The sequence below is a fragment of the Pseudomonas sp. LSJ-87 genome (assembly GCF_032971465.1).
Lineage (GTDB): Bacteria > Pseudomonadota > Gammaproteobacteria > Pseudomonadales > Pseudomonadaceae > Aquipseudomonas > Aquipseudomonas putida_Z.
In genome coordinates, this window is the sequence record NZ_JAWJYQ010000023.1 from 56,904 (window position 1) to 75,017 (window position 18,114).

Annotated in this window: 19 protein-coding genes; 13 read left to right on the forward strand and 6 right to left on the reverse strand. The window is 64.5% G+C overall.

The annotated features are described in order from the left end of the window. Positions 1-135 precede the first annotated feature (135 nt). Positions 136-306, forward strand: a complete 171-nt coding sequence (locus RYH74_RS15340) for a hypothetical protein (RefSeq protein ID WP_158090796.1) — start codon at positions 136-138, stop codon at positions 304-306. 255 nt (positions 307-561) lie between these two features. Here RYH74_RS15340 and RYH74_RS15345 read toward each other — a convergent pair whose 3' ends face one another. Further along, entirely contained in the window at positions 562-819 is a 258-nt protein-coding gene (locus tag RYH74_RS15345) for a DUF6555 family protein (RefSeq protein ID WP_025339101.1), read from the reverse strand. A gap of 169 nt (positions 820-988) precedes the next feature. Next, positions 989-1,198, reverse strand: coding sequence for a general stress protein (locus RYH74_RS15350; protein ID WP_003259459.1), 210 nt, complete (start codon positions 1,196-1,198; stop codon positions 989-991). Positions 1,199-1,473: 275 nt separating this feature from the next. On the opposite strand from RYH74_RS15350, the gene RYH74_RS15355 reads away from it, so the two are divergent. Together RYH74_RS15355 and RYH74_RS15360 are read left to right on the forward strand one after the other, a co-directional pair. Next, entirely contained in the window at positions 1,474-5,256 is a 3,783-nt protein-coding gene (locus tag RYH74_RS15355) for a CheR family methyltransferase (protein ID WP_317409681.1), read from the forward strand. Between the two features lie 81 nt (positions 5,257-5,337). Continuing rightward, positions 5,338-5,736: an NUDIX hydrolase gene (locus RYH74_RS15360; RefSeq protein ID WP_075045227.1), complete on the forward strand. Its 399-nt coding sequence runs from the start codon at positions 5,338-5,340 to the stop codon at positions 5,734-5,736. Positions 5,737-5,844: 108 nt separating this feature from the next. Here the strand turns inward: RYH74_RS15360 and RYH74_RS15365 are convergent, their stop codons facing one another. Together RYH74_RS15365 and RYH74_RS15370 are read right to left on the reverse strand one after the other, a co-directional pair. After that, positions 5,845-6,396 (reverse strand): ATP-dependent Clp protease proteolytic subunit, encoded by a 552-nt coding sequence (locus tag RYH74_RS15365; protein ID WP_084785184.1) that lies wholly within the window; start codon positions 6,394-6,396, stop codon positions 5,845-5,847. Between the two features lie 22 nt (positions 6,397-6,418). Then, the gene (locus tag RYH74_RS15370) at positions 6,419-6,793 is read right to left on the reverse strand and encodes a low affinity iron permease family protein (RefSeq protein WP_025339097.1); all 375 of its coding nucleotides are present in this window, start codon (positions 6,791-6,793) and stop codon (positions 6,419-6,421) included. A gap of 166 nt (positions 6,794-6,959) precedes the next feature. Here RYH74_RS15370 and RYH74_RS15375 point away from each other — a divergent pair, with 166 nt between their 5' ends. Genes RYH74_RS15375 through RYH74_RS15395 form a run of 5 tightly spaced genes read left to right on the forward strand, consistent with a single transcriptional unit; the run spans position 6,960 to position 11,268 of the window. After that, complete coding sequence (locus RYH74_RS15375) at positions 6,960-7,877, forward strand: DUF72 domain-containing protein (protein ID WP_084785183.1); 918 nt, start codon at positions 6,960-6,962, stop codon at positions 7,875-7,877. Continuing rightward, positions 7,874-8,659, forward strand: a complete 786-nt coding sequence (locus RYH74_RS15380) for an endonuclease/exonuclease/phosphatase family protein (protein WP_075045224.1) — start codon at positions 7,874-7,876, stop codon at positions 8,657-8,659. The genes RYH74_RS15375 and RYH74_RS15380 overlap by 4 nt, the downstream gene beginning before the upstream one ends. Continuing rightward, complete coding sequence (gene clsB, locus RYH74_RS15385) at positions 8,656-9,858, forward strand: cardiolipin synthase ClsB (protein ID WP_075045223.1); 1,203 nt, start codon at positions 8,656-8,658, stop codon at positions 9,856-9,858. Before RYH74_RS15380 ends, clsB begins: the two co-directional genes overlap by 4 nt. Continuing rightward, on the forward strand, positions 9,858-10,805 hold the full coding sequence (locus RYH74_RS15390; protein WP_317409682.1) for a lysylphosphatidylglycerol synthase domain-containing protein: 948 nt from the start codon (positions 9,858-9,860) through the stop codon (positions 10,803-10,805). Before clsB ends, RYH74_RS15390 begins: the two co-directional genes overlap by 1 nt. A 34-nt stretch (positions 10,806-10,839) precedes the next feature. Continuing rightward, positions 10,840-11,268: a hypothetical protein gene (locus RYH74_RS15395; RefSeq protein ID WP_317409683.1), complete on the forward strand. Its 429-nt coding sequence runs from the start codon at positions 10,840-10,842 to the stop codon at positions 11,266-11,268. Positions 11,269-11,601: 333 nt separating this feature from the next. Here the strand turns inward: RYH74_RS15395 and RYH74_RS15400 are convergent, their stop codons facing one another. Together RYH74_RS15400 and RYH74_RS15405 are read right to left on the reverse strand one after the other, a co-directional pair. Then, positions 11,602-11,826: a metallothionein gene (locus RYH74_RS15400; RefSeq protein WP_025339091.1), complete on the reverse strand. Its 225-nt coding sequence runs from the start codon at positions 11,824-11,826 to the stop codon at positions 11,602-11,604. Further along, on the reverse strand, positions 11,823-12,287 hold the full coding sequence (locus RYH74_RS15405; protein WP_085589667.1) for a phosphotransferase system, HPr-related protein: 465 nt from the start codon (positions 12,285-12,287) through the stop codon (positions 11,823-11,825). Before RYH74_RS15405 ends, RYH74_RS15400 begins: the two co-directional genes overlap by 4 nt. Before the next feature lie 128 nt (positions 12,288-12,415). Between RYH74_RS15405 and ligD the strand changes: the two genes are divergently transcribed. The 5 genes from ligD to RYH74_RS15430 are packed head-to-tail and all read left to right on the forward strand — an operon-like array spanning position 12,416 to position 18,025. Then, the gene (ligD, locus tag RYH74_RS15410; RefSeq protein ID WP_317409684.1) at positions 12,416-14,908 is read left to right on the forward strand and encodes a DNA ligase D; all 2,493 of its coding nucleotides are present in this window, start codon (positions 12,416-12,418) and stop codon (positions 14,906-14,908) included. Between the two features lie 54 nt (positions 14,909-14,962). After that, positions 14,963-16,006 (forward strand): acyl-CoA dehydrogenase family protein, encoded by a 1,044-nt coding sequence (locus RYH74_RS15415; protein ID WP_317409685.1) that lies wholly within the window; start codon positions 14,963-14,965, stop codon positions 16,004-16,006. Continuing rightward, on the forward strand, positions 16,003-16,758 hold the full coding sequence (locus RYH74_RS15420) for a PIG-L family deacetylase (protein WP_317409686.1): 756 nt from the start codon (positions 16,003-16,005) through the stop codon (positions 16,756-16,758). The genes RYH74_RS15415 and RYH74_RS15420 overlap by 4 nt, the downstream gene beginning before the upstream one ends. Before the next feature lie 11 nt (positions 16,759-16,769). Continuing rightward, positions 16,770-17,369, forward strand: coding sequence for a class I SAM-dependent methyltransferase (locus RYH74_RS15425; RefSeq protein ID WP_025339086.1), 600 nt, complete (start codon positions 16,770-16,772; stop codon positions 17,367-17,369). After that, positions 17,366-18,025, forward strand: coding sequence for a glycosyltransferase (locus RYH74_RS15430; protein ID WP_085692588.1), 660 nt, complete (start codon positions 17,366-17,368; stop codon positions 18,023-18,025). The genes RYH74_RS15425 and RYH74_RS15430 overlap by 4 nt, the downstream gene beginning before the upstream one ends. The last annotated feature ends 89 nt before the right edge of the window (positions 18,026-18,114 follow it).

The window sequence follows — 18,114 nt, forward strand, 5'->3', positions numbered from 1 at the left end:
GTGGATATCCAATCGACCTCCCCTGGCTGTTACCGCTCTCATTCAATGAGGGGTGGTCAATGGCTTCGCCTCTCACTCCTGTATTGGGCCCGCCTGATCGCGGGCCTTTTTTTCATCGAGAGCGAGGGTTGCGAGATGAAAGATTTTACTGCGATGGGTGGCGGTAGCGCACAGGATGACTGGCCAGAGCTCGAGCCGGACCGGCGCAATGACCGGGCAGATGACCCGGATGCCGACCCCAATGTGACAGATGACGAAGAAAACCGCCCCGGCGTGCCGGCCAGCGACCCCGAGTCCGGTGCATGACCGTCATGCAGACGGTCTGCACGATCCCCTGTGGGAGATTGCCCAGCCCTTTGGGCCGCGCTGTCGCACAGATAACGGAATTCGCAAGCGATCCTCGTACCCTGTGGGAGCGGCTTTAGCCGCGAAGAATCCAACGCGGTGCATGGCACCGGCTGCGCCGGTGTTCGCGGCTAAAGCCGCTCCCACAGAGGATCGTGCCAACTTTTAGAATTTGAGCAGGACATATGTTCCCGCACGGATTGTGCAGTCGGGGAATCACATTGTCGCCGCTGACTGGTTCGGCTTGCCGCCGGATACCCGCCAGCTCACCGCGGTAATCCCGTAGCGCTCGGCCATCGGCCTGCTGACTTTCCTGATCTTCTCTCGGCCGAACTTGGGGATGATGCCGATGCCCGCATCGCAACTTGCCCAATGCCAGGCCTCGGCATTGTCCAGCGTCTCCAGACGGATGATGAAACTGCGCGGCTGGCCATGCAGTTGGTAATCGATGATGTACAGCTGTGGGCTTGGCATCGCAGGGGCCTCCTCTTCTCCATGGATGACACCCTGATTGATCGGGGTACGGCCAGAAGATTCAAAAAATTGTCGAACATCAGGTACCAGAGGCTATTGCAGCCTCGTTACGCAGTACCTGGCCGGCACCCGGTACCTGCGGATACCGGGTGTCCAGCAACCCTTCAACTTACTGCTGGCGGCCCCCGCCGTGGCTGTTCTGGCCGCCCTTGCGACCGGCCTCCGATGCCCGTTGGCGGTCGTTGGCGAAGTTGCCGCCAGAAGCCTGCCCGCCTTTGTGCCCCGCGCGGGAGGCCCGTTCCCGGTCATTGGCGAAATTGCCAGGGTTGGTTTCCTTGGTGCCGCCGCGCTGGCTGGTTCGCTCTTGATCCTGCGCCATGTGGTTTCTCCTTGCGATGGATGGGTCGCATGGATGTTTGCCATGCCTTGGTTCCGAGCCGCCGATCACACAGTCTGCTCAATGGTTTTGCCGGCAACTGACCAGTGGCACCAAACATGCGTCGGCAAAAGGTTTGCGTGGCGGAAGCAGGCGGGTCGCACTTTCCTGTGCCTGCGGAGGTCTCAACAACATGGCGACGGCCTATAATCCCGCCACACACACGCCCGATGATGCTGCTACGGGCGGAACGTTCCGGTCTGCACAAGGCTCCGTCCATGAAGTCGTCCCCCAAGCAACCTGCCTCGCCCCAGAACCCGGCGCTCAGCCCCAGCCACCTGGATTTCCCGGTGGTGGGCATCGGTGCATCGGCAGGCGGCCTGGAAGCGATCTGTACGCTGTTCCGGCAAATGCCCAGCGACTGCGGCATGGCCTTCGTCGTGGTCCTGCACCTGTCCCCCGACCACCAGAGCGTCGCCGACCGCATCATCCAGGAGACCACGCAAATGCCGGTGCGCCAGGTGACCGAGCCGGTGCCCATCGAGCGCAACCACATCTACGTGATTTCACCGGCCAATCGCCTGTCCACCAACGATGGCTACCTGCGCGTGACCCCGGCCAATCGGCGCCGTGGCGACCACGTGGCCATCGACCTGTTCTTCCGTGACCTGGCTGACGTGCACAAGGACCACGCCTTCTGCGTGGTGTTGTCCGGTACCGGTGCCGACGGCGCCGTGGGCCTTTCGCGGATCAAGGAGCAAGGCGGCGTGACCTTGGCGCAAAACCCGGACGACGCCCAGTACGACAGCATGCCCCGCGCCGCCATCGAGACCGGCATGGTCGACCTGGTGCTGCCGGCGGCAGAAATGCCGCAGAAGCTGCTGGAACTGTGGCGCAATGCCCGCCAGGTCCGGCTCCCGGAAATCGAGGACGACACCCTGCCACCGGCCTTGGGCACCCGTGCCGGCGATGCCCAGGCCAGCGAGCCGATGCTCGAAGAGATCCTGCTGCAATTGCGCAGCAATACCGGCCACGACTTCCAGCACTACAAGCGCGCCACGGTGCTGCGGCGCATCGAGCGCCGCCTGCATGTGACCGGCCAGGCAGACCTGGCGGCCTACCTGCATTACCTGGAACAGCACCCCGCGGAATCCCGGGCGTTGCTGGCCGACATGCTGATTGGCGTGACCAATTTCTTCCGCGACCGCGAAGCCTTCGAAGCCCTGGAGCGCCATGTGCTGCCGCAGCTGACCTGCGAACGCGACCCGGCCGAGGGCGCGGACGAGATACGCGTGTGGTCGGCCGGCTGCTCCACCGGCGAAGAGGCGTACAGTCTGGCCATGCTGGTTTGCGAGCAGCTGGCACTGGAGCAGCGCTCGCACAAGGTACAGGTGTTCGCCACCGACCTGGACGAACGCGCCATCGGCATCGCCCGCAGTGGCTCCTACCCTGAAGCGATCGTTACCGACGTGCCGCCCAGCCGGCTGCGCCAGTTCTTCCTCAAGGAAGACCAGCATTACCGGGTGCGCAAAGAGGTGCGCGAGAAGGTGCTGTTCGCCCGGCATAACCTGCTGTCGGACCCACCGTTCTCGCAGATCGACCTGATTGTCTGCCGCAACCTGCTGATCTACCTGGACCGTGAGGTGCAGCGTGACATCCTGCAGATGTTCCACTTCGCCCTGCGCCCGGGTGGCTACCTGTTCCTCGGGTCGTCCGAGTCGGCCGACATGGCCAGTGAACTGTTCGCCCCGGTGGACAAGCGCAACCGCATTTTCCGCGCACTCGATGCCAGCAATACCGGCCGCCGTTCCGGCCGTCAGCTGCCCGGCACTTCGGCCGCCAGCCTGCCCCAGGGCGCGCTGGCCAAGGCCAAGCCGGGGCGCAAGCCATCCTTCGCCGACCTGCACTACCGCGCCCTGGCGCGCCGCATGCCGCCCAGCCTGATCGTCGATATCGACGGCAATATCCTGCACATGAGCGAAGGCGTGGGGCGTTTTCTGCAAGTGGGCGGTGGCGAACCGAGCCGCAGCCTGCTCAACCTGGTACTGCCGCCCCTGCGCCTGGCCCTGCGCAGCACCTTGTTCCAGGCGCGTCAGGGGACCGAGGCGGTGACCTCGCGCCCTGTCGACCTGGCGGAAACCATGGGCAAACTGCAGGTGGAGATCACCGTGCAGCCGTACAAGGACGACCTCAGCGCCAGCGATTGCCTGCTGGTGGTATTCGAGGAACGCGCGCCCGACCCGTCCCTGCCGTTACCCGGCGTCATCCGCCAGACCGACAGCATGGTGCTGCACAACCTCGAACGCGAACTGCAGCGCACTCGCCTGCAACTGCAGGAAACCATCGAGCAGTCAGAGGTCTCCAGCGAGGAGCTGACGGCCTCCAACGAAGAGATGCAGGCCATCAACGAGGAGTTGCGTTCGGCCAGCGAAGAACTGGAAACCAGCAAGGAAGAGCTGCAGTCGATCAACGAGGAACTGCTCACGGTCAACTACGAGCTGAAGAACAAGGTCGAGGAAACCGACAAGGTCAACGACTACCTCAGCAACCTGATCGCCTGTACCGAGATCGCCACGGTGTTCGTCGACCGCAACCTGCATATCCGCTGGTTCACCCCGCGCGCCACCGACCTGTTCAATATGCTGCCGGTCGATACCGGCCGCTCCCTGCTCGACATCACCCACCGCCTGGATTACCCGGCGCTGGCCGACGATGCCCGCGCCGTGGCCCAGGGCGAGGCCATCATAGAGCGTGAAATCGGCGGCCAGGGCGATCACTGGTACCTGGCGCGCCTGCTGCCCTACCGCTCCAGCGAGCAGAAAATCGACGGCACGGTGCTGACCTTCATCGACATCAGCAGCAGCCATGCCGCCGAGGAGCGCGTGCGCCTGGGCGAAGAGCGCCTGAGCAAGCAGCTGGCCGAGACGCAGAGCACCAGCCACATGAAGGACGAATTCTTCGCCGTCATGTCTCATGAACTCAAGCACCCGCTCAACCTGATCCAGCTCAATGCCGAAATCCTGCGCCGCCTGCCGTCGCTGCGGAACATCAGTGCAGCGAGCAAGGCCGTCGGTACCATCTGCGATGCGGTAACCAGCCAGGCGCGGATCATCGACGACCTGCTGGATGTGGCGCGCATTCGCACCGGCAAGCTCAAACTCAAGACCGAGCCTGTGGACCTGCTTGCCGTCCTGCAGGGCATCCATGGCGTGGTAGTCAGCGAGCAACATCCCTGCACAGTTCGCCTGGAGCTGCCCGCCGACAACCTGCCGGTGATGATCGAGGGTGACGTTACCCGCCTGGAGCAGATCATCTGGAACCTGCTCAACAACGCGCTGAAGTTCAGCCCGGCGGGCAATGACATACGCCTGGTGCTGAGCCACGACGAGGACCATGCCCGCCTGCAGGTAATCGACCATGGCGTGGGCCTGAGCCACGACAGCCTCGAGCATATCTTCGACCTGTTCAGCCAGGCTGCGCCGCAACATGCCAGCCACAGCCGCGAAGGCCTGGGCATCGGCCTGTCGCTGGTACGGCAACTGGTCGAGGCGCATGGCGGTACCGTCCTCGCCACATCAGCGGGGCTTGGCCTGGGCTGCACCTTCACGGTCACCCTGCCCCTTTGCGAAACGCAGCCCCAGCAGCGTACGCAGGGCTCGGAGCCGCCGAGCGAGGGCCGCCTGAACGGAATTCGCGTGTTGCTGGTGGATGACTCCGTAGAGGTGCTGGCGGTGATGCAGGAGCTGCTGGAAATGGAGAGCGCCACTGTCAATGCCTTCAGCAAGCCACGTGAGGCCCTGGACGCCGCTGCGGGTGAGGAATACGACATCATCCTGTCCGATATCGGCATGCCGATCATGGACGGCCATGCGTTGATCAAGGCCCTGCGTGGCTACGTGCACCTGCGCCATACCCCGGCCATCGCCTTGACCGGTTATGGCGCCAGTGCCGACCAGTACAAGTCGCGCCAGTCGGGCTTCGACCGGCATCTGAGCAAGCCGGTGGGCTATGACGAGCTGGTGGAGGCCATCGAGGCGCTGAGCGGCTCGGTGCCTTACTGACCGTTGGTCGCTTTAAACGCAACGTTCATTGCTGCCGGGGGCCGAATCTACATGGAATTAGGGATTCGCCCAGGAGCCTGAATGAAGCCAGTCAAGCATCGCGCCACCATCATCTGCCGGCATGGCAAACAAACCCATAAATGGTTGTGGGTGAGAAAGCCCAACGCCGCCTGGACCCTGCCCGGCGGCAAGATAGAGCCCGGCGAGACGCCGGTACAGGCAGCGGAGCGTGAATTGCTTGAGGAAACCGGGTTGCAGGCAGAGTCGCTGACCCTGTTGATGCGTCATGAAGCGGCAGAGCGCATGCATTATGTGTTCGAGGCGGAGTTCGCCGACGCCCCGCATCCCAAGGCGCAGCATGAAATTGTCGATTGCCGGTTCGCTCACCCGGACCAGGTGCCCATGCTCAAGGACGAGATCAAGCTGCTGATCCGCTCGTTGCTGGCCTGTGACCGGGCTACGGCAGCGTCAGTGAGGTAGACCTTCTTCACCTGTGCCGGCCCTTTCGCGGGTGAACCCGCTCCCACAGGCATTCCACCGAACCTGTGGGAGCGGGTTCACCCGCGAAGAGGCCGGCACAGGAATCCGCTAGGCATGCACGCTCCACTGACACGCCTCCACCTCGATCGGCATCTCGTCAATGGCATGGATCATCCCGTTCGCCAATGCCTCCCGTGGCCCGAGTATCCGCGGGTAGGCCATCAGATACCGCGGCACATCCAGCACCTCGTCCGCGCCTTCGGTCCGCTCGGCGACGATCTGTGCATACAGCCGCAGGTCATAGTCCAGGCTCATCGCATACTCGGCCATGCGGGAGTGGTCGACCGAGCCATGCAAGGTCCAGTGGAACGGATGAAACAGGAACTTGCTGTAACTGCATGCAGTGCGCCGATCCCCGGCCAGGAACAGGATGTTGCCCATGGATTCCACCGTGCCGAGGTTGTGGGTATGCACCTCGACCGGTAACGCCCGCAGGAAGTTGTACAAGGTAAACCCGTAGCTGCACTCGCCGCCCATGGTGGCGATGTTCAGTTGCAGGACTTCGGCCCCCTGCTGCAACGCCCGCGAACAGGTGTTGATCAGGTTGCCGCAGGTGGATGAATTGATAGGCCCGGTGAAGTGGACGATATGTCTGGCCATGCTTGCCTCCAGGGTTGGCAGGTCATTCCTTGGGTTTCTGCGCATCGTCACCCTGCCCGGCCATCTGCCGGTACTGCTTGCGCAGGGCATGCAGCTCGGCCGGGTCCATGTCTTCCAGGTCCAGCAGCGCCTTGTGCGCCTGTTGGGTGGTGCGCAACAGCTCATCGATCTTGATGTGCAGTTCGTCGTTGTCGCGGTTCTGGGTGTTCTGGATCAGGAACACCATGAGGAAGGTGATGATGGTGGTCGAAGTGTTGATCACCAGTTGCCAGGTGTCGTTGAAGCCGAACAGCGGCCCGGTCACTGCCCAGATCAGGATCAGCAGGCAGGCGATGCCGAAGGTCAGCGGGCGGCCGGCCCAATTGGCCAGCCATTGGGCGAAACGGTCGAATTTCATCCTGGCGCCCTTCCTCGTAGCAGGTATGCGGTGGAAACGCCGCGGGCCGCAAAGTTCCACGCAGCATCAGCCTTTTCCGTTGGTCAACCGTGCTGAACCCTGGCCGTTGTTGATCGGTCGCACTTTCAGAGTGACCGAACAAGGACCCGGCAATGAGGAAGGCAGCGTGAGCGATATCCGCATCGGCATCTCCGGTTGGCGCTACGGCCCGTGGCGCAAGGATTTCTACCCGAAGGGCCTACCCCAGGACGACGAACTGGCGTTCGCTTCGCGAGCGGTCAACAGCATTGAAATCAACGGCTCGTTCTACAGCCTGCAAACACCCGAACGCTACCAGGGCTGGCATGACGAAACGCCGCCTGGGTTCGTGTTCGCGGTAAAAGCCCCGCGCTACATCACCCATGTACGGCGGCTGAAGGATATCGAAGAGGCCGTGGCCAATTTCTTCGCCTCCGGGCCGCTGCTGCTCGGCAAGAAGCTGGGCCCGTTCCTGTGGCAGTTTCCGCCGAACATGAAGTTCGACGAGGCCCGCTTCGCCCGCTTTCTCGAACTGCTGCCGCACAGCCGCAAGGATGCCCGTGAATGCGCGCAGGGGTGTGCGCAACGCCTGAAGGACAACGGCAGCACCGATATCAAGGGCAACGCACGGCTGCGTCACGCGGTGGAAATCCGCAACGAAAGCTTTTTGTGCGAAGCCTTCATCAAGCTGCTGCGCAAGCACCGGGTAGCGCTGGTAGTGGCCGACAGTGCCGGTAAATGGCCCTATGTCGAGGACCTTACCGCTGACTTCGTGTACATGCGCCTGCATGGCGATGTCGAGCTGTACAGCAGTGGCTATACCGCCCAGGCGCTGCGGCGCTGGAAGCAGCGCATCCAGCACTGGAGCCAGGGCCGCCAGGCCGACGATGCCCAGCTGGTGGTGCCAGGGCCGCCACCGCGGCGCGCCGCCCGTGACGTCTACTGCTATTTCGACAACGACCAGAAAGTCCATGCGCCTTATGACGCCCGCCGCCTGTTGCAGAAGCTGTCGTTGGACCATGAGCTGATGACCGAGCCTGGCGTGGTGCCGGAGGTGACCCTGTGAACAGGACCCTGCCTGCCCCGCACTGCATCATCGACAAGATCACTGCCGTGCGTCAGCTGAATGTACTGACGTTGAACGTGCACAAGGGCTTCACCTTCTTCAACCGGCGCTTCATCCTGCCCGAGTTGCGCGAAGCCGTGCGCGCCACCGGCGCCGACCTGGTGTTCCTGCAGGAAGTGCACGGCAGCCACCAGCAGCATGCCCTGCGCCACCCGGCCTGGCCGGATACGCCACAGTACGAGTTCCTGGCCGACAGCATGTGGCCGCAGTTCGCCTACGGCCGCAATGCCGTATACCCCCATGGCGACCACGGCAACGCGCTGCTGTCGAAATTCCCCATCAGCCGCTTCGACAACCTGGATGTCTCGGTGCAGGGCAACGAGCAGCGCGGCCTGTTGCATTGCCAGCTGGAAGTGCCTGGCCATGACCAGGTGCATGCGGTGTGCGTGCACCTGGGCTTGCGCGAGGCCCACCGGCAACGCCAGGTGAAGCTGCTGCTGGACCTGCTAGGCAGCCTGCCGCCCAAGGCCCCGGTGATCGTTGCCGGCGATTTCAACGATTGGCGGCTGAAGGCCGACGCGGTGCTGTGCGAACACCTGGTGGAAGCGTTCGGCGAGCATTTCGGCACCCCGGCACGCAGTTTCCCGGCGCGCCTGCCGCTGTTGCGCCTGGACCGCATCTACCTGCGCAACGCCATGCCCGGCACGGCCCAGGTGCTGTCCAAGTACCCGTGGTCGCACCTTTCCGACCACGCCCCTCTGGCTTCGGAGATCAAACTGTGAACCGACCCTGGGTAGACGGCAACAGCGTGCAGTTGCTGATCAATGGCGAGCAATACTACCCCCGCGTGTTCGAGGCCATGAGCCAGGCACGGGAGGAAATCCTGCTGGAGACCTTCATCATCTTCGATGACAAGGTTGGCCAGCAATTGCAGCAGGTGCTGATCGATGCCGCTCGCCGCGGCGTGCGTGTCGAAGTGGCCGTGGATGGCTATGGCACGGCCGACCTGCCCGACTCCTTCATTGCGGCCATGACCGATGCCGGAGTCAGTTTCCACGCCTTCGACCCGCAGCCGCGGCTGGTGGGCATGCGCACCAACCTGTTCCGGCGCCTGCACCGCAAGATCGTGGTGGTCGATGGCGAGCGGGCCTTCATTGGCGGCATCAACTACAGCGCCGACCATTTGGGCGACTTTGGTCCCATGGCCAAGCAGGACTATGCCGTGGAGGTCGTCGGCCCGGTGGTGGCACAGGTTCATGCCTCCAGCAAGCGCCTGATGTCACCGGTGCTGCAGCCGCCCAGCGCGGTAAGGCCATTGACCGAGCCTGCCGGTACCTGCACCGCCGTGCTGGTCGAGCGCGACAACAAGGTGCGCAGCACCGATATCGAAGCCCACTACCTGCAGGCGTTTCGCAGTGCCCGGCGGCGCATCGTGGTGGCCAATGCGTATTTCTTCCCGGGCTACCGGCTGATGCGTGAATTGCGCAATGCGTCCCGGCGCGGCGTGGAGGTCCGGCTGATCCTGCAGGGCCAGCCAGACATGCGCTGGGTACGGGCGCTGTCGCGACTGCTGTACAACTACCTGCTGCGCGACGGTGTGGCCATTCACGAGTATTGCCAACGGCCGTTGCACGGCAAGGTGGCGCTGGTGGATGATGAGTGGGCCACGGTCGGCTCCAGCAACCTGGACCCGCTCAGCCTGTCGTTCAACCTTGAAGCCAACCTGTTCATCCGTGACCGCGCCTTCAACCAGCAGCTCAACCAGCACCTGCAGGCGCTGGCCCGCGAACAATGCAAGCCGGTCACCCTGGAACGCATGGTTCGCGGCTACTGGTGGCGGGCACCGCTGATTTTCGTGTGTTTCCACGTGATCCGCCATTTCCCGCGGATTGCCGGTTGGTTCCCGGCGCACCGTCAGCACCTGCGCTCGGTGCAGCCGGAGGCCGAGGCACAGGTTGACTATCACGAGGGCAAGACCTGATGGCGCGAAAACACTGGCAAATCTGGGGCAAGCGGCTGTTCACCCTGGCATTCCTGATCCTGATCCCTGCGCTGTTGTACCTGCTGGCGCGCAACCTGGACTGGAACGAAGTGCGCCAATCGTTGCTGGCCTACAAGCCTGGCACCCTGGCCATCGGCCTGGTGCTGGCCGGGTGCAGCTACCTGACGTTCGCCAGCTACGACCTGCTGGCCCGGGCCTACACCGGCCACCACCTGCCGGCCCGCCAGGTGTTGCCGGTTGCCTTCGTGTGCTATGCCTTCAACCTCAATTTCACCACTTGGGTGGGTGGCGTTGCCTTGCGCTACCGGCTCTACAGCCGCCTGGGCCTGGACACGGCGACCATCACGCGCATCCTCACCCTGGGCCTGCTGACCAACTGGATGGGCTACATGCTGCTGGCTGGCACAGTGTTCGCCTTGCGCCTGGTCGAGCTGCCCGCCAACTGGGCGGTCGGCGCCAGCGGCCTGCAACTGATCGGCCTGGTATTGCTGGCGATTGCCGCAGGCTACCTGCTGGCCTGTGGTTTCGCCAAAAAGCGCACCTGGCGCTGGCGTGACCATGAGGTAACGCTGCCGTCGCTGCGCCTGGCGCTGTGCCAGGTGGTACTGGGTGCCAGCAACTGGGCGCTGATGGCACTGCTGATCTTCTGGTTGCTGCCTGGCGAAGCCTTCTACCCGTCGATACTTGGCATCCTGCTGATCAGTTGCGTGGCTGGTGTGGTCGCGCATATCCCGGCCGGGCTGGGTGTGCTGGAAACGGTGTTCCTGGCCCTGCTGCATGGGCAGCTTGCCCAAGGCACACTGGTGGCGGCCCTGCTGGGTTACCGCACGCTGTACTACCTGATGCCGCTGTTGCTGGCGGTGCTGACCTACCTGATCCTGGAGAAACGCGCCAAGGCCATGCGCCGGCGCGACAAGCCTGCCTAGACCTATCGAGGGCCACTGGCCCGGGAGGTGGCAAATGCGTGGCGCTGTCTTGAAGCCGATATTGATACTGATGGTGGCGAGCCTGGTCAGCGGCCAGGCCCTGGCCGAAGCTTGCAACGTGCTCACCCGTACCTCCAGCGAGGCGGTAACGCCGGTGGAGCGGCACAGCTGCTACAGCTACAGCAACCTGCCCGCCGAAGCGATCAACTGGTCATGCAGCAACGAGAGCAAGGACATGCTCAACAGCGAAAAGCACAAGGTCGCGCGTTGTGCGGATGGCAGCGTTGGCAGTTGCATCGCGCCGTTGACCCAAGAGGCATTGGCCAACCCCAAGGCAGCTGGCGGTGACAAGCCGGCGTTGCCCAAGGATGCGCGGGTGATCACCTACTACTACGACACCCCCAGCCTGGGCCAGGCCCGCACCGATTGCGAGCGTAGCAACGGCATCTGGCAGACTCACTGAGCCAACTGTATTGCCTGCTCTGGCCCTATCGCCGGCAAGCCAGCTCTCATAGAACTGCATATAACTCATTGAATTAGCAGGGACCCTGTGGGAGCGGCTTTAGCCGCGAACACCGGCGCAGCCGGTGCCATGCACCGCGTTGGATTCTTCGCGGCTAAAGCCGCTCCCACAGAGTACGAGGATCGCTTTCGAATTCAGTTATCTGTGCGACAGCACAGCCCTTGAAGTCAATGCGGTCGGTGTGGGAGCTGGCTTGCCGGCGATAGGGCCAGAACAGGCATCCACGGCAGTTGCATCAAATAATGATGTCCTGGCCGCGAGGCCCTTCAGGCTTCAGGGCGAAATCGGGTCACTCGCCGGGAAGGTCTCGTCCAGCGCATTGTCCACCGCGCTTTCCCCGGTCTTTTCGCCACAGTGGCAATCAGGCATCCGGCACGGCTCACCATTGCGATGCCCGCTGGCACAGGCCTCGCAGCAATATACCTTGCCTTCGAGCTGCAAGGCATTGGCATCCACGGTGCAGGAACAATGCGCACAGGCACAACGTACCTCGTTCATGGCTTGCTCTCCTCGTCATCGATCACATCATCGGCCCAGGGCTCTCCATCCAGCGGCGCGGAGCGGGCCAGTTCGGCTTCGTCCAGGCCTATGCCGCCGCCAATCTCGTTGGCCTCTACCCGCCTCAGGGTCTTGTCTGCAGGGCCGCCGCTGCCGCCCGGTTCATGCGGGTCGCGGGCACCGGTTTCATCCAGCAAGGTGTCCGGGCTCAGGTCGTCGTAAGTGACGTTGTCCTCGTGCAGGCTGTCGCTCAACGCCTCGCCGCCGGTCATGCCGCTTTCGGCCACGCGCCGCGGTGGGAACTCGCGGGCCACGTCCGCGGCCGGTCGCTCGTCACCCACACGCCCCTCGCGTTCATCCAGGCGCTCGTCGAAGTCCAGTTCATGCACGCTGCCCATGCGGTCTTCGGTGTCGTCGATTTCAGTGGGGGTATACGGCTTCGGTTCATCTGCTCGGGCCATGTGCGTTCTCCGTCAGGTGGCTTCATTCGGTCGACTGCAGCTGCTGCTGGAAGATTCAGAGTTTTTTTGAACTACCGCCCGGGCCGCTGCCTCCGAGATTAGAGACTGCGAACCGCCCGGAGCCCGCCATGGCCAAGCCCCTGCAGGAATATGCGCGCAAGCGCGACTTCAATGCCACGCCCGAGCCCAGCGGCAAGCGCAGCCGTGGCAAGCGGGCCCACGCGCTGCAGTTCTGCATCCAGAAGCACGATGCCAGCCACCTGCACTACGACTTCCGCCTGGAGCTCGATGGCACGCTGAAAAGCTGGGCCATCCCCAAAGGGCCGTCGCTGGACCCCAAGGTGCGCCGCCTGGCCGTGCACGTGGAGGACCACCCGCTGGACTACGCCGACTTCGAAGGCCATATCCCCGAAGGCCATTACGGCGCGGGCGACGTGATCGTCTGGGACCGGGGCATCTGGGAGCCCGAAGGCGATGCGCATGAGGCCTATGCCAAGGGCAAACTGCGTTTTCGCCTGCAAGGCGAAAAGCTCAGCGGTGTATGGAACCTGTTCCGCACCCATCTGGCCGGCAAGAAGGAGCAGTGGATGCTGGTCAAGTCGCACGACAGCCAGGCGCGCAGCGAAGCCGACTACAGCATCGTCGACGCCCAGCCCGACAGCGTGCTCAGCGACCGCACGCTGGTGCCGCGCAAGCCGCCAGCAAAAAAGGCCGCCGCGCCACGTCGCAAAACCGCCAGCAAAGGCCGGAAGGTGCCGTTGCCGGCACAGCTGCAGCCACAACTGGCGACCTTGGTCGACTCCCCGCCCAGTGGCGACTGGCGCTACGAGGTCAAGTTCGACGGTTACCGCATCCTTGCCCGCATCGACGGTGATGACGTGCGCCTGTTCACCCGCAATGGCCATGACTGGAGCGGCAAGATGCCCAGGCAGGTTGCCGCCTTGCGTGCGCTGGGCCTCGATTCGGCCTGGTTCGATGGCGAGGTGGTGGTGGCCGGCGAAGACGGCGCGGCGGACTTCCAGGCGCTGCAGAACGCTTTCGACACCGAGCATGACGAGCACATCACCTATTACCTGTTCGACCTGCCCTTCCTGGGCGGCCAGGACCTGCGTCAGTTACCGCTGCAGGACCGGCGCAACACCTTGCAGCAGTTGCTGGAACACAACGAATCGGACGTACTCAAGTACTCCTCCGACTTTGACCAGCCCGTCGAATCCCTGCTCGACAGCGCCTGCCGGCTGCAACTCGAAGGCCTGATCGGCAAGCGCGTCGACAGCCCCTACAGCGGCCGCCGCAGCCCCGACTGGATCAAGCTCAAGTGCAAGCAGCGCCAGGAGTTCGTGATCGTCGGCTACACCGACCCCAAAGGCAGCCGCAGCGGTTTCGGCGCCCTGCTGCTGGCCTTGCACGACAACGACAGCGGCGAGTTGCGCTATGCCGGCAAGGTCGGCACCGGCTTCAGTGCAACCACGCTGGCCAGCATCCATGCCCGGCTGAAACCGTTGGAAATCGCCAGGCCGGCCCTGCCCAACCCGCCCACCGGGGCCGAAGCCCGGGGCGTGCACTGGTTGAAACCGCAACTGCTGGCCGAAGTCGCCTACGCCCAGATGACCCGTGACGGCATCGTGCGCCACTCGGTGTTTCACGGCCTGCGTGATGACAAACCGGCTACCGCCATCGACCTGGAGCGCAGCATGCCCGCCAAGACCCTGCCCAAGCGCAAGCAGGCCAACGCCCCCGAGACCTTGGGCGAGCTGCGCCTGACCCACCCCGAGCGGGTGGTCGACGCCACCAGCGGCGTTACCAAGCGTGAGGTCGCCGAGTACTACGCCGCTGTCAGCCAATGGATACTGCCCCAGCTCGAGCACCGCCCGGTGGCGCTGGTGCGCGCGCCGGATGGCCTGGCCGGGGAGCTGTTCTTCCAGAAGAACGCCGGCCAACTGCATCTGCCCAACGTGCTCAGCTACGACAAGGCCGAGGCCGGCCAGGCGGCAATGGTCGTCAACCGCGCCGACACCTTGCTGGGTGCCGTGCAGATGAACATGCTCGAGCTGCACACCTGGAACGCCACCGACAAGGACTTCGACAAGCCCGACCGCTTCGTCCTCGACCTCGACCCGGACCCGGCGCTGCCGTGGAAGGCCATGCTCGAAGCGACCCAACTGGCCCTGACGCTGCTGGATGAACTGGGCTTGAAGGTGTTTCTAAAGACCAGTGGCGGCAAAGGCATGCACCTGGTCGTGCCCCTGACCCGGCGGGCCAGCTGGGATGAAGTCAAGGCGTTCAGCCACGGCATCGTCGATTACCTGGCCAGGCTGTTCCCCGACAGGCTCAGTGCCGTATCCGGGCCCAAGAATCGCATCGGGCGCATCTTCATCGACTACCTGCGCAACGGCAAGGGCGCGACCACCGCCTGCGCCTATACCCTGCGCGCCCGCGAAGGCCTGCCGGTATCCGTGCCGATCTGGCGCGAGGAACTGCCGCAACTCAAGGGCGCCAACCAGTGGAACATCGGCAACGTGCTTGAACGCCTGGGCGAGGTGGACGACCCCTGGGCGGAGTATGGCAAGACAAGGCAATCGATCACCGTGGGCATGCGCAAGCAGCTGGGGCTTGCCTGATGACGCCTTGCCTGCAGCGCTACGCCCGCAGTGCCTCACCAAGGAGCCGAGCCCATGAGCATCGTCCAGGATTTTGACCTTACCAACCTCGATCGCCTGCTGCGAGCCTTCAGCGAGCGGCAGCAACCGCTCAACCTGGATACCCAGTTGCCGCAGCTGATCCAGGCACTGCAAGCCGACCACCTCGACCTGCTGCCCCTGCCCGGCCAGGGCAATACGCTACGGCGCTGGCAAACCCTGGCCCGGGTGGCGGGCTGTGACCTGGCCTTGGCCAAGCTGTACGAGGGCCACACCGACGCGTTGGCGATCCTTGCCGAATGCGCTGCGGCGCACCACGCTGCCGAGGGCATATGGGGCGTGTGGGCCGCCGAACCGCCGGGTGCCCGCGCCTGCATCGTCGCCCGTGATGGCGACCAGGTCCGCCTGGAGGGTCGCAAGGCCTGGTGTTCAGGCGCACTGCAGATCGACCGGGCCCTGGTCACGGCCTGGGACCAGCACGACCAGCCCCAGCTGGTGGCCATCGAACTGTCCCACCCCAGCCAGGGCCTTGCCATAGACCGCTGGCAGGCCATCGGCATGGCCACCACCGCCAGTGTCGAAGTCGAATTCAACCATACCCCTGGCATCGCCATCGGCCGCCCCGGGCAATACCTGTCACGCCCCGGGTTCTGGCATGGCGGCGCTGGCATTGCGGCCTGCTGGTACGGCGCCGCCGAAGCCCTGGCAGACTACCTGCGCGAACACTGCCACAACCCCCGCCCCGACCCACATGCCGATGCTCACCTGGGCGCGGTCGACGCCGCCCTGTACGGCGCCAGGGCGGCACTGCGCGAATGCGCGGCGTGGATCGACCGCCAGCCAGGCGCGGACGCCAGCTTCGAAGTACGCCGCACCCGCGCCCAGGTGGAACAGGCCGTGGAGCAAGTGATCCACCACGTTGGCCGGGCGCTGGGCGCCACGCCTTTCTGTCGCGACAACCACTTTGCCCGGCTGAGCGCCGACTTGCCGGTGTTCCTGCGCCAGAGCCATGCCGAGCGCGACCTGGCGGCGCTCGGCGAGCAGTTGGCGCAACGGCCGGCGGGAGTCTGGCAGCTATGAGTCAGAACCTGATCCAGGCGAACAGCGGTACGCCGTGGGCGGCCTGGCAGCAGGCCGCGCACCTGGCCAGGGCCACCTGGATCACCCCGCAGCAGCTGTGCCCGCCAGGCCGCCGCCTGGTACTGCTGGCTCCGCACCCCGATGATGAAATTCTCATGGCCGGCGGGCTGCTGGCGGGCTTTCATGGCCGGGAAGACGACCTGGTGCTGATCTCCGCCACCGATGGTGAAGCCAGCCACCCCGGCTCTATCCACTGGAGTGAACACCGCCTGCGCCGGCAAAGGCCGCTGGAGAGCCGCCATGCGCTGCAACTGCTTGACCTCGACCTCGGCCGCCTGGACTGGCGGCGGCTCCACCTCAAGGACGGCGCGTTGCCACGTGACGAGGCGTTTCTGCTCAACCACCTGAGCCAGTTGCTCAGGCCTGACGACCTGCTGATGACCACCTGGAGCGGCGATGGCCACTGTGACCACGAGGCAGTGGGCCGGGCTGCGGCGCAGGCGGCCCGGGTGCGCAAGGTGCAATGCCTGGAGGTACCCGTGTGGGCGTGGCACTGGGCGCAACCGGATGACCCGCGCCTGCCTTGGCCGCGGGCCCACCGCATCCAGCTGGACGAGGCCAGCCTGGCCCGCAAGCGCAAGGCCCTGGCCGCCCATGTCAGCCAGCTGGAGCCGGATGGCCAGCGCCCGCCCGTACTGCCGCCGAACTTGCTGGATTGTCTGCTGCAACCTTTCGAACTGGTGTTCCTGTAAATGGAGTTGTCATGAGCCTCGACCCACAGTATTTCGCCGACCTGTACGCCACCAGTGAAGACCCTTGGGCCTTTCGCACCCGCTGGTACGAAAAGCGCAAGCGCGAGCTGGTCATGGCCAGCCTGCCGCGCCAGTGCTACCAGCGCGTGTTCGAGCCGGCTTGCGCCAATGGCGAGCTGAGCGCCTTGCTGGCCGAGCGTTGTGCCAACCTGTTGTGCCAGGACCTGGACCCTACTGCGGTAGCGCTGGCCGGTGAACGCTTGGCTGGACTGAGCAATGTCTCGGTGGAACTGGCGCGGCTGCCCTCGGACTGGCCGCATGGGCATTTCGACCTGATCGTGCTGAGCGAGGTGGGTTACTACCTCGACCCGACCGACTGGTTGCAGGTGATCGAACAGTCGGTGGCCAGCCTGACCTACGACGGTGGGCTGCTGGCCTGCCACTGGAAGCATCCCATCGCCGGTTGCCCGCAGGACGGGCGTGAAGTGCACCGCATGCTGGCCCGGCACCTTCCGCTGTATCTGCAGTTCCAGCATGACGAGGCGGACTTCGTGCTGGAGTACTGGGCCTCTCAGCCCAGCGTGGTCGACCTCGACGAGACCTGCCCATGATTGCCGTGGTGATCCCGGCCCACAACGAGGCCCGGCGCCTTGGGCGCTGCCTGCGGGCAGTACTGGCTGCCGCCCTGCAGGCGCAGCAGGCGGGGCACCAGGTGGAGGTGCTGGTGGTGCTGGACCGCTGCAGCGATGGCAGCGCCGCCGTGGCAAGGCGTTTCGGTGTACAGGTGCTGACGGTGGATGCCGGCAACGTCGGTATGGCCCGCCGGGTGGGCGCGGCATACATGGTCGAGCGCGGCGCGCAGTGGCTGGCCTGCACCGATGCCGACAGCCGGGTGCCAGCGCACTGGCTGCTGTCGCAACTGGCCTGCGGGGCCGAGGTGGTGTGCGGAACGGTGCACGTCGAGTACTGGCAACCCTGGCAGACAGCGGCCTTGCGCAAGCTGTACCACAGCCGTTACCAGGCACGTGAGGGGCATCGGCATGTGCATGGGGCCAATCTGGGTGTGTGTGCCGACGCCTATGATCGAGTGGGCGGCTTCCAGCCCCTGGCGGCACATGAGGATGTGCAACTGGTCAACGACCTGCAGGCCAGTGGGGCGCAGATCGTATGGACCGCCAGGCACAGCGTGGCCACCAGCAGCCGGCGCGACAGCCGCGCGCGCGAAGGGTTTGGCGATTATCTGGCGGGGTTGCAGACGCAGGTTTGATGCTGGTTCGCAAGCGGCGCGTACCCTGTGGCAACTGTCTTGCTCAAATTCTAAAAGTTTGCGCGCCCCCTGTGGGAGCGGCTTTAGCC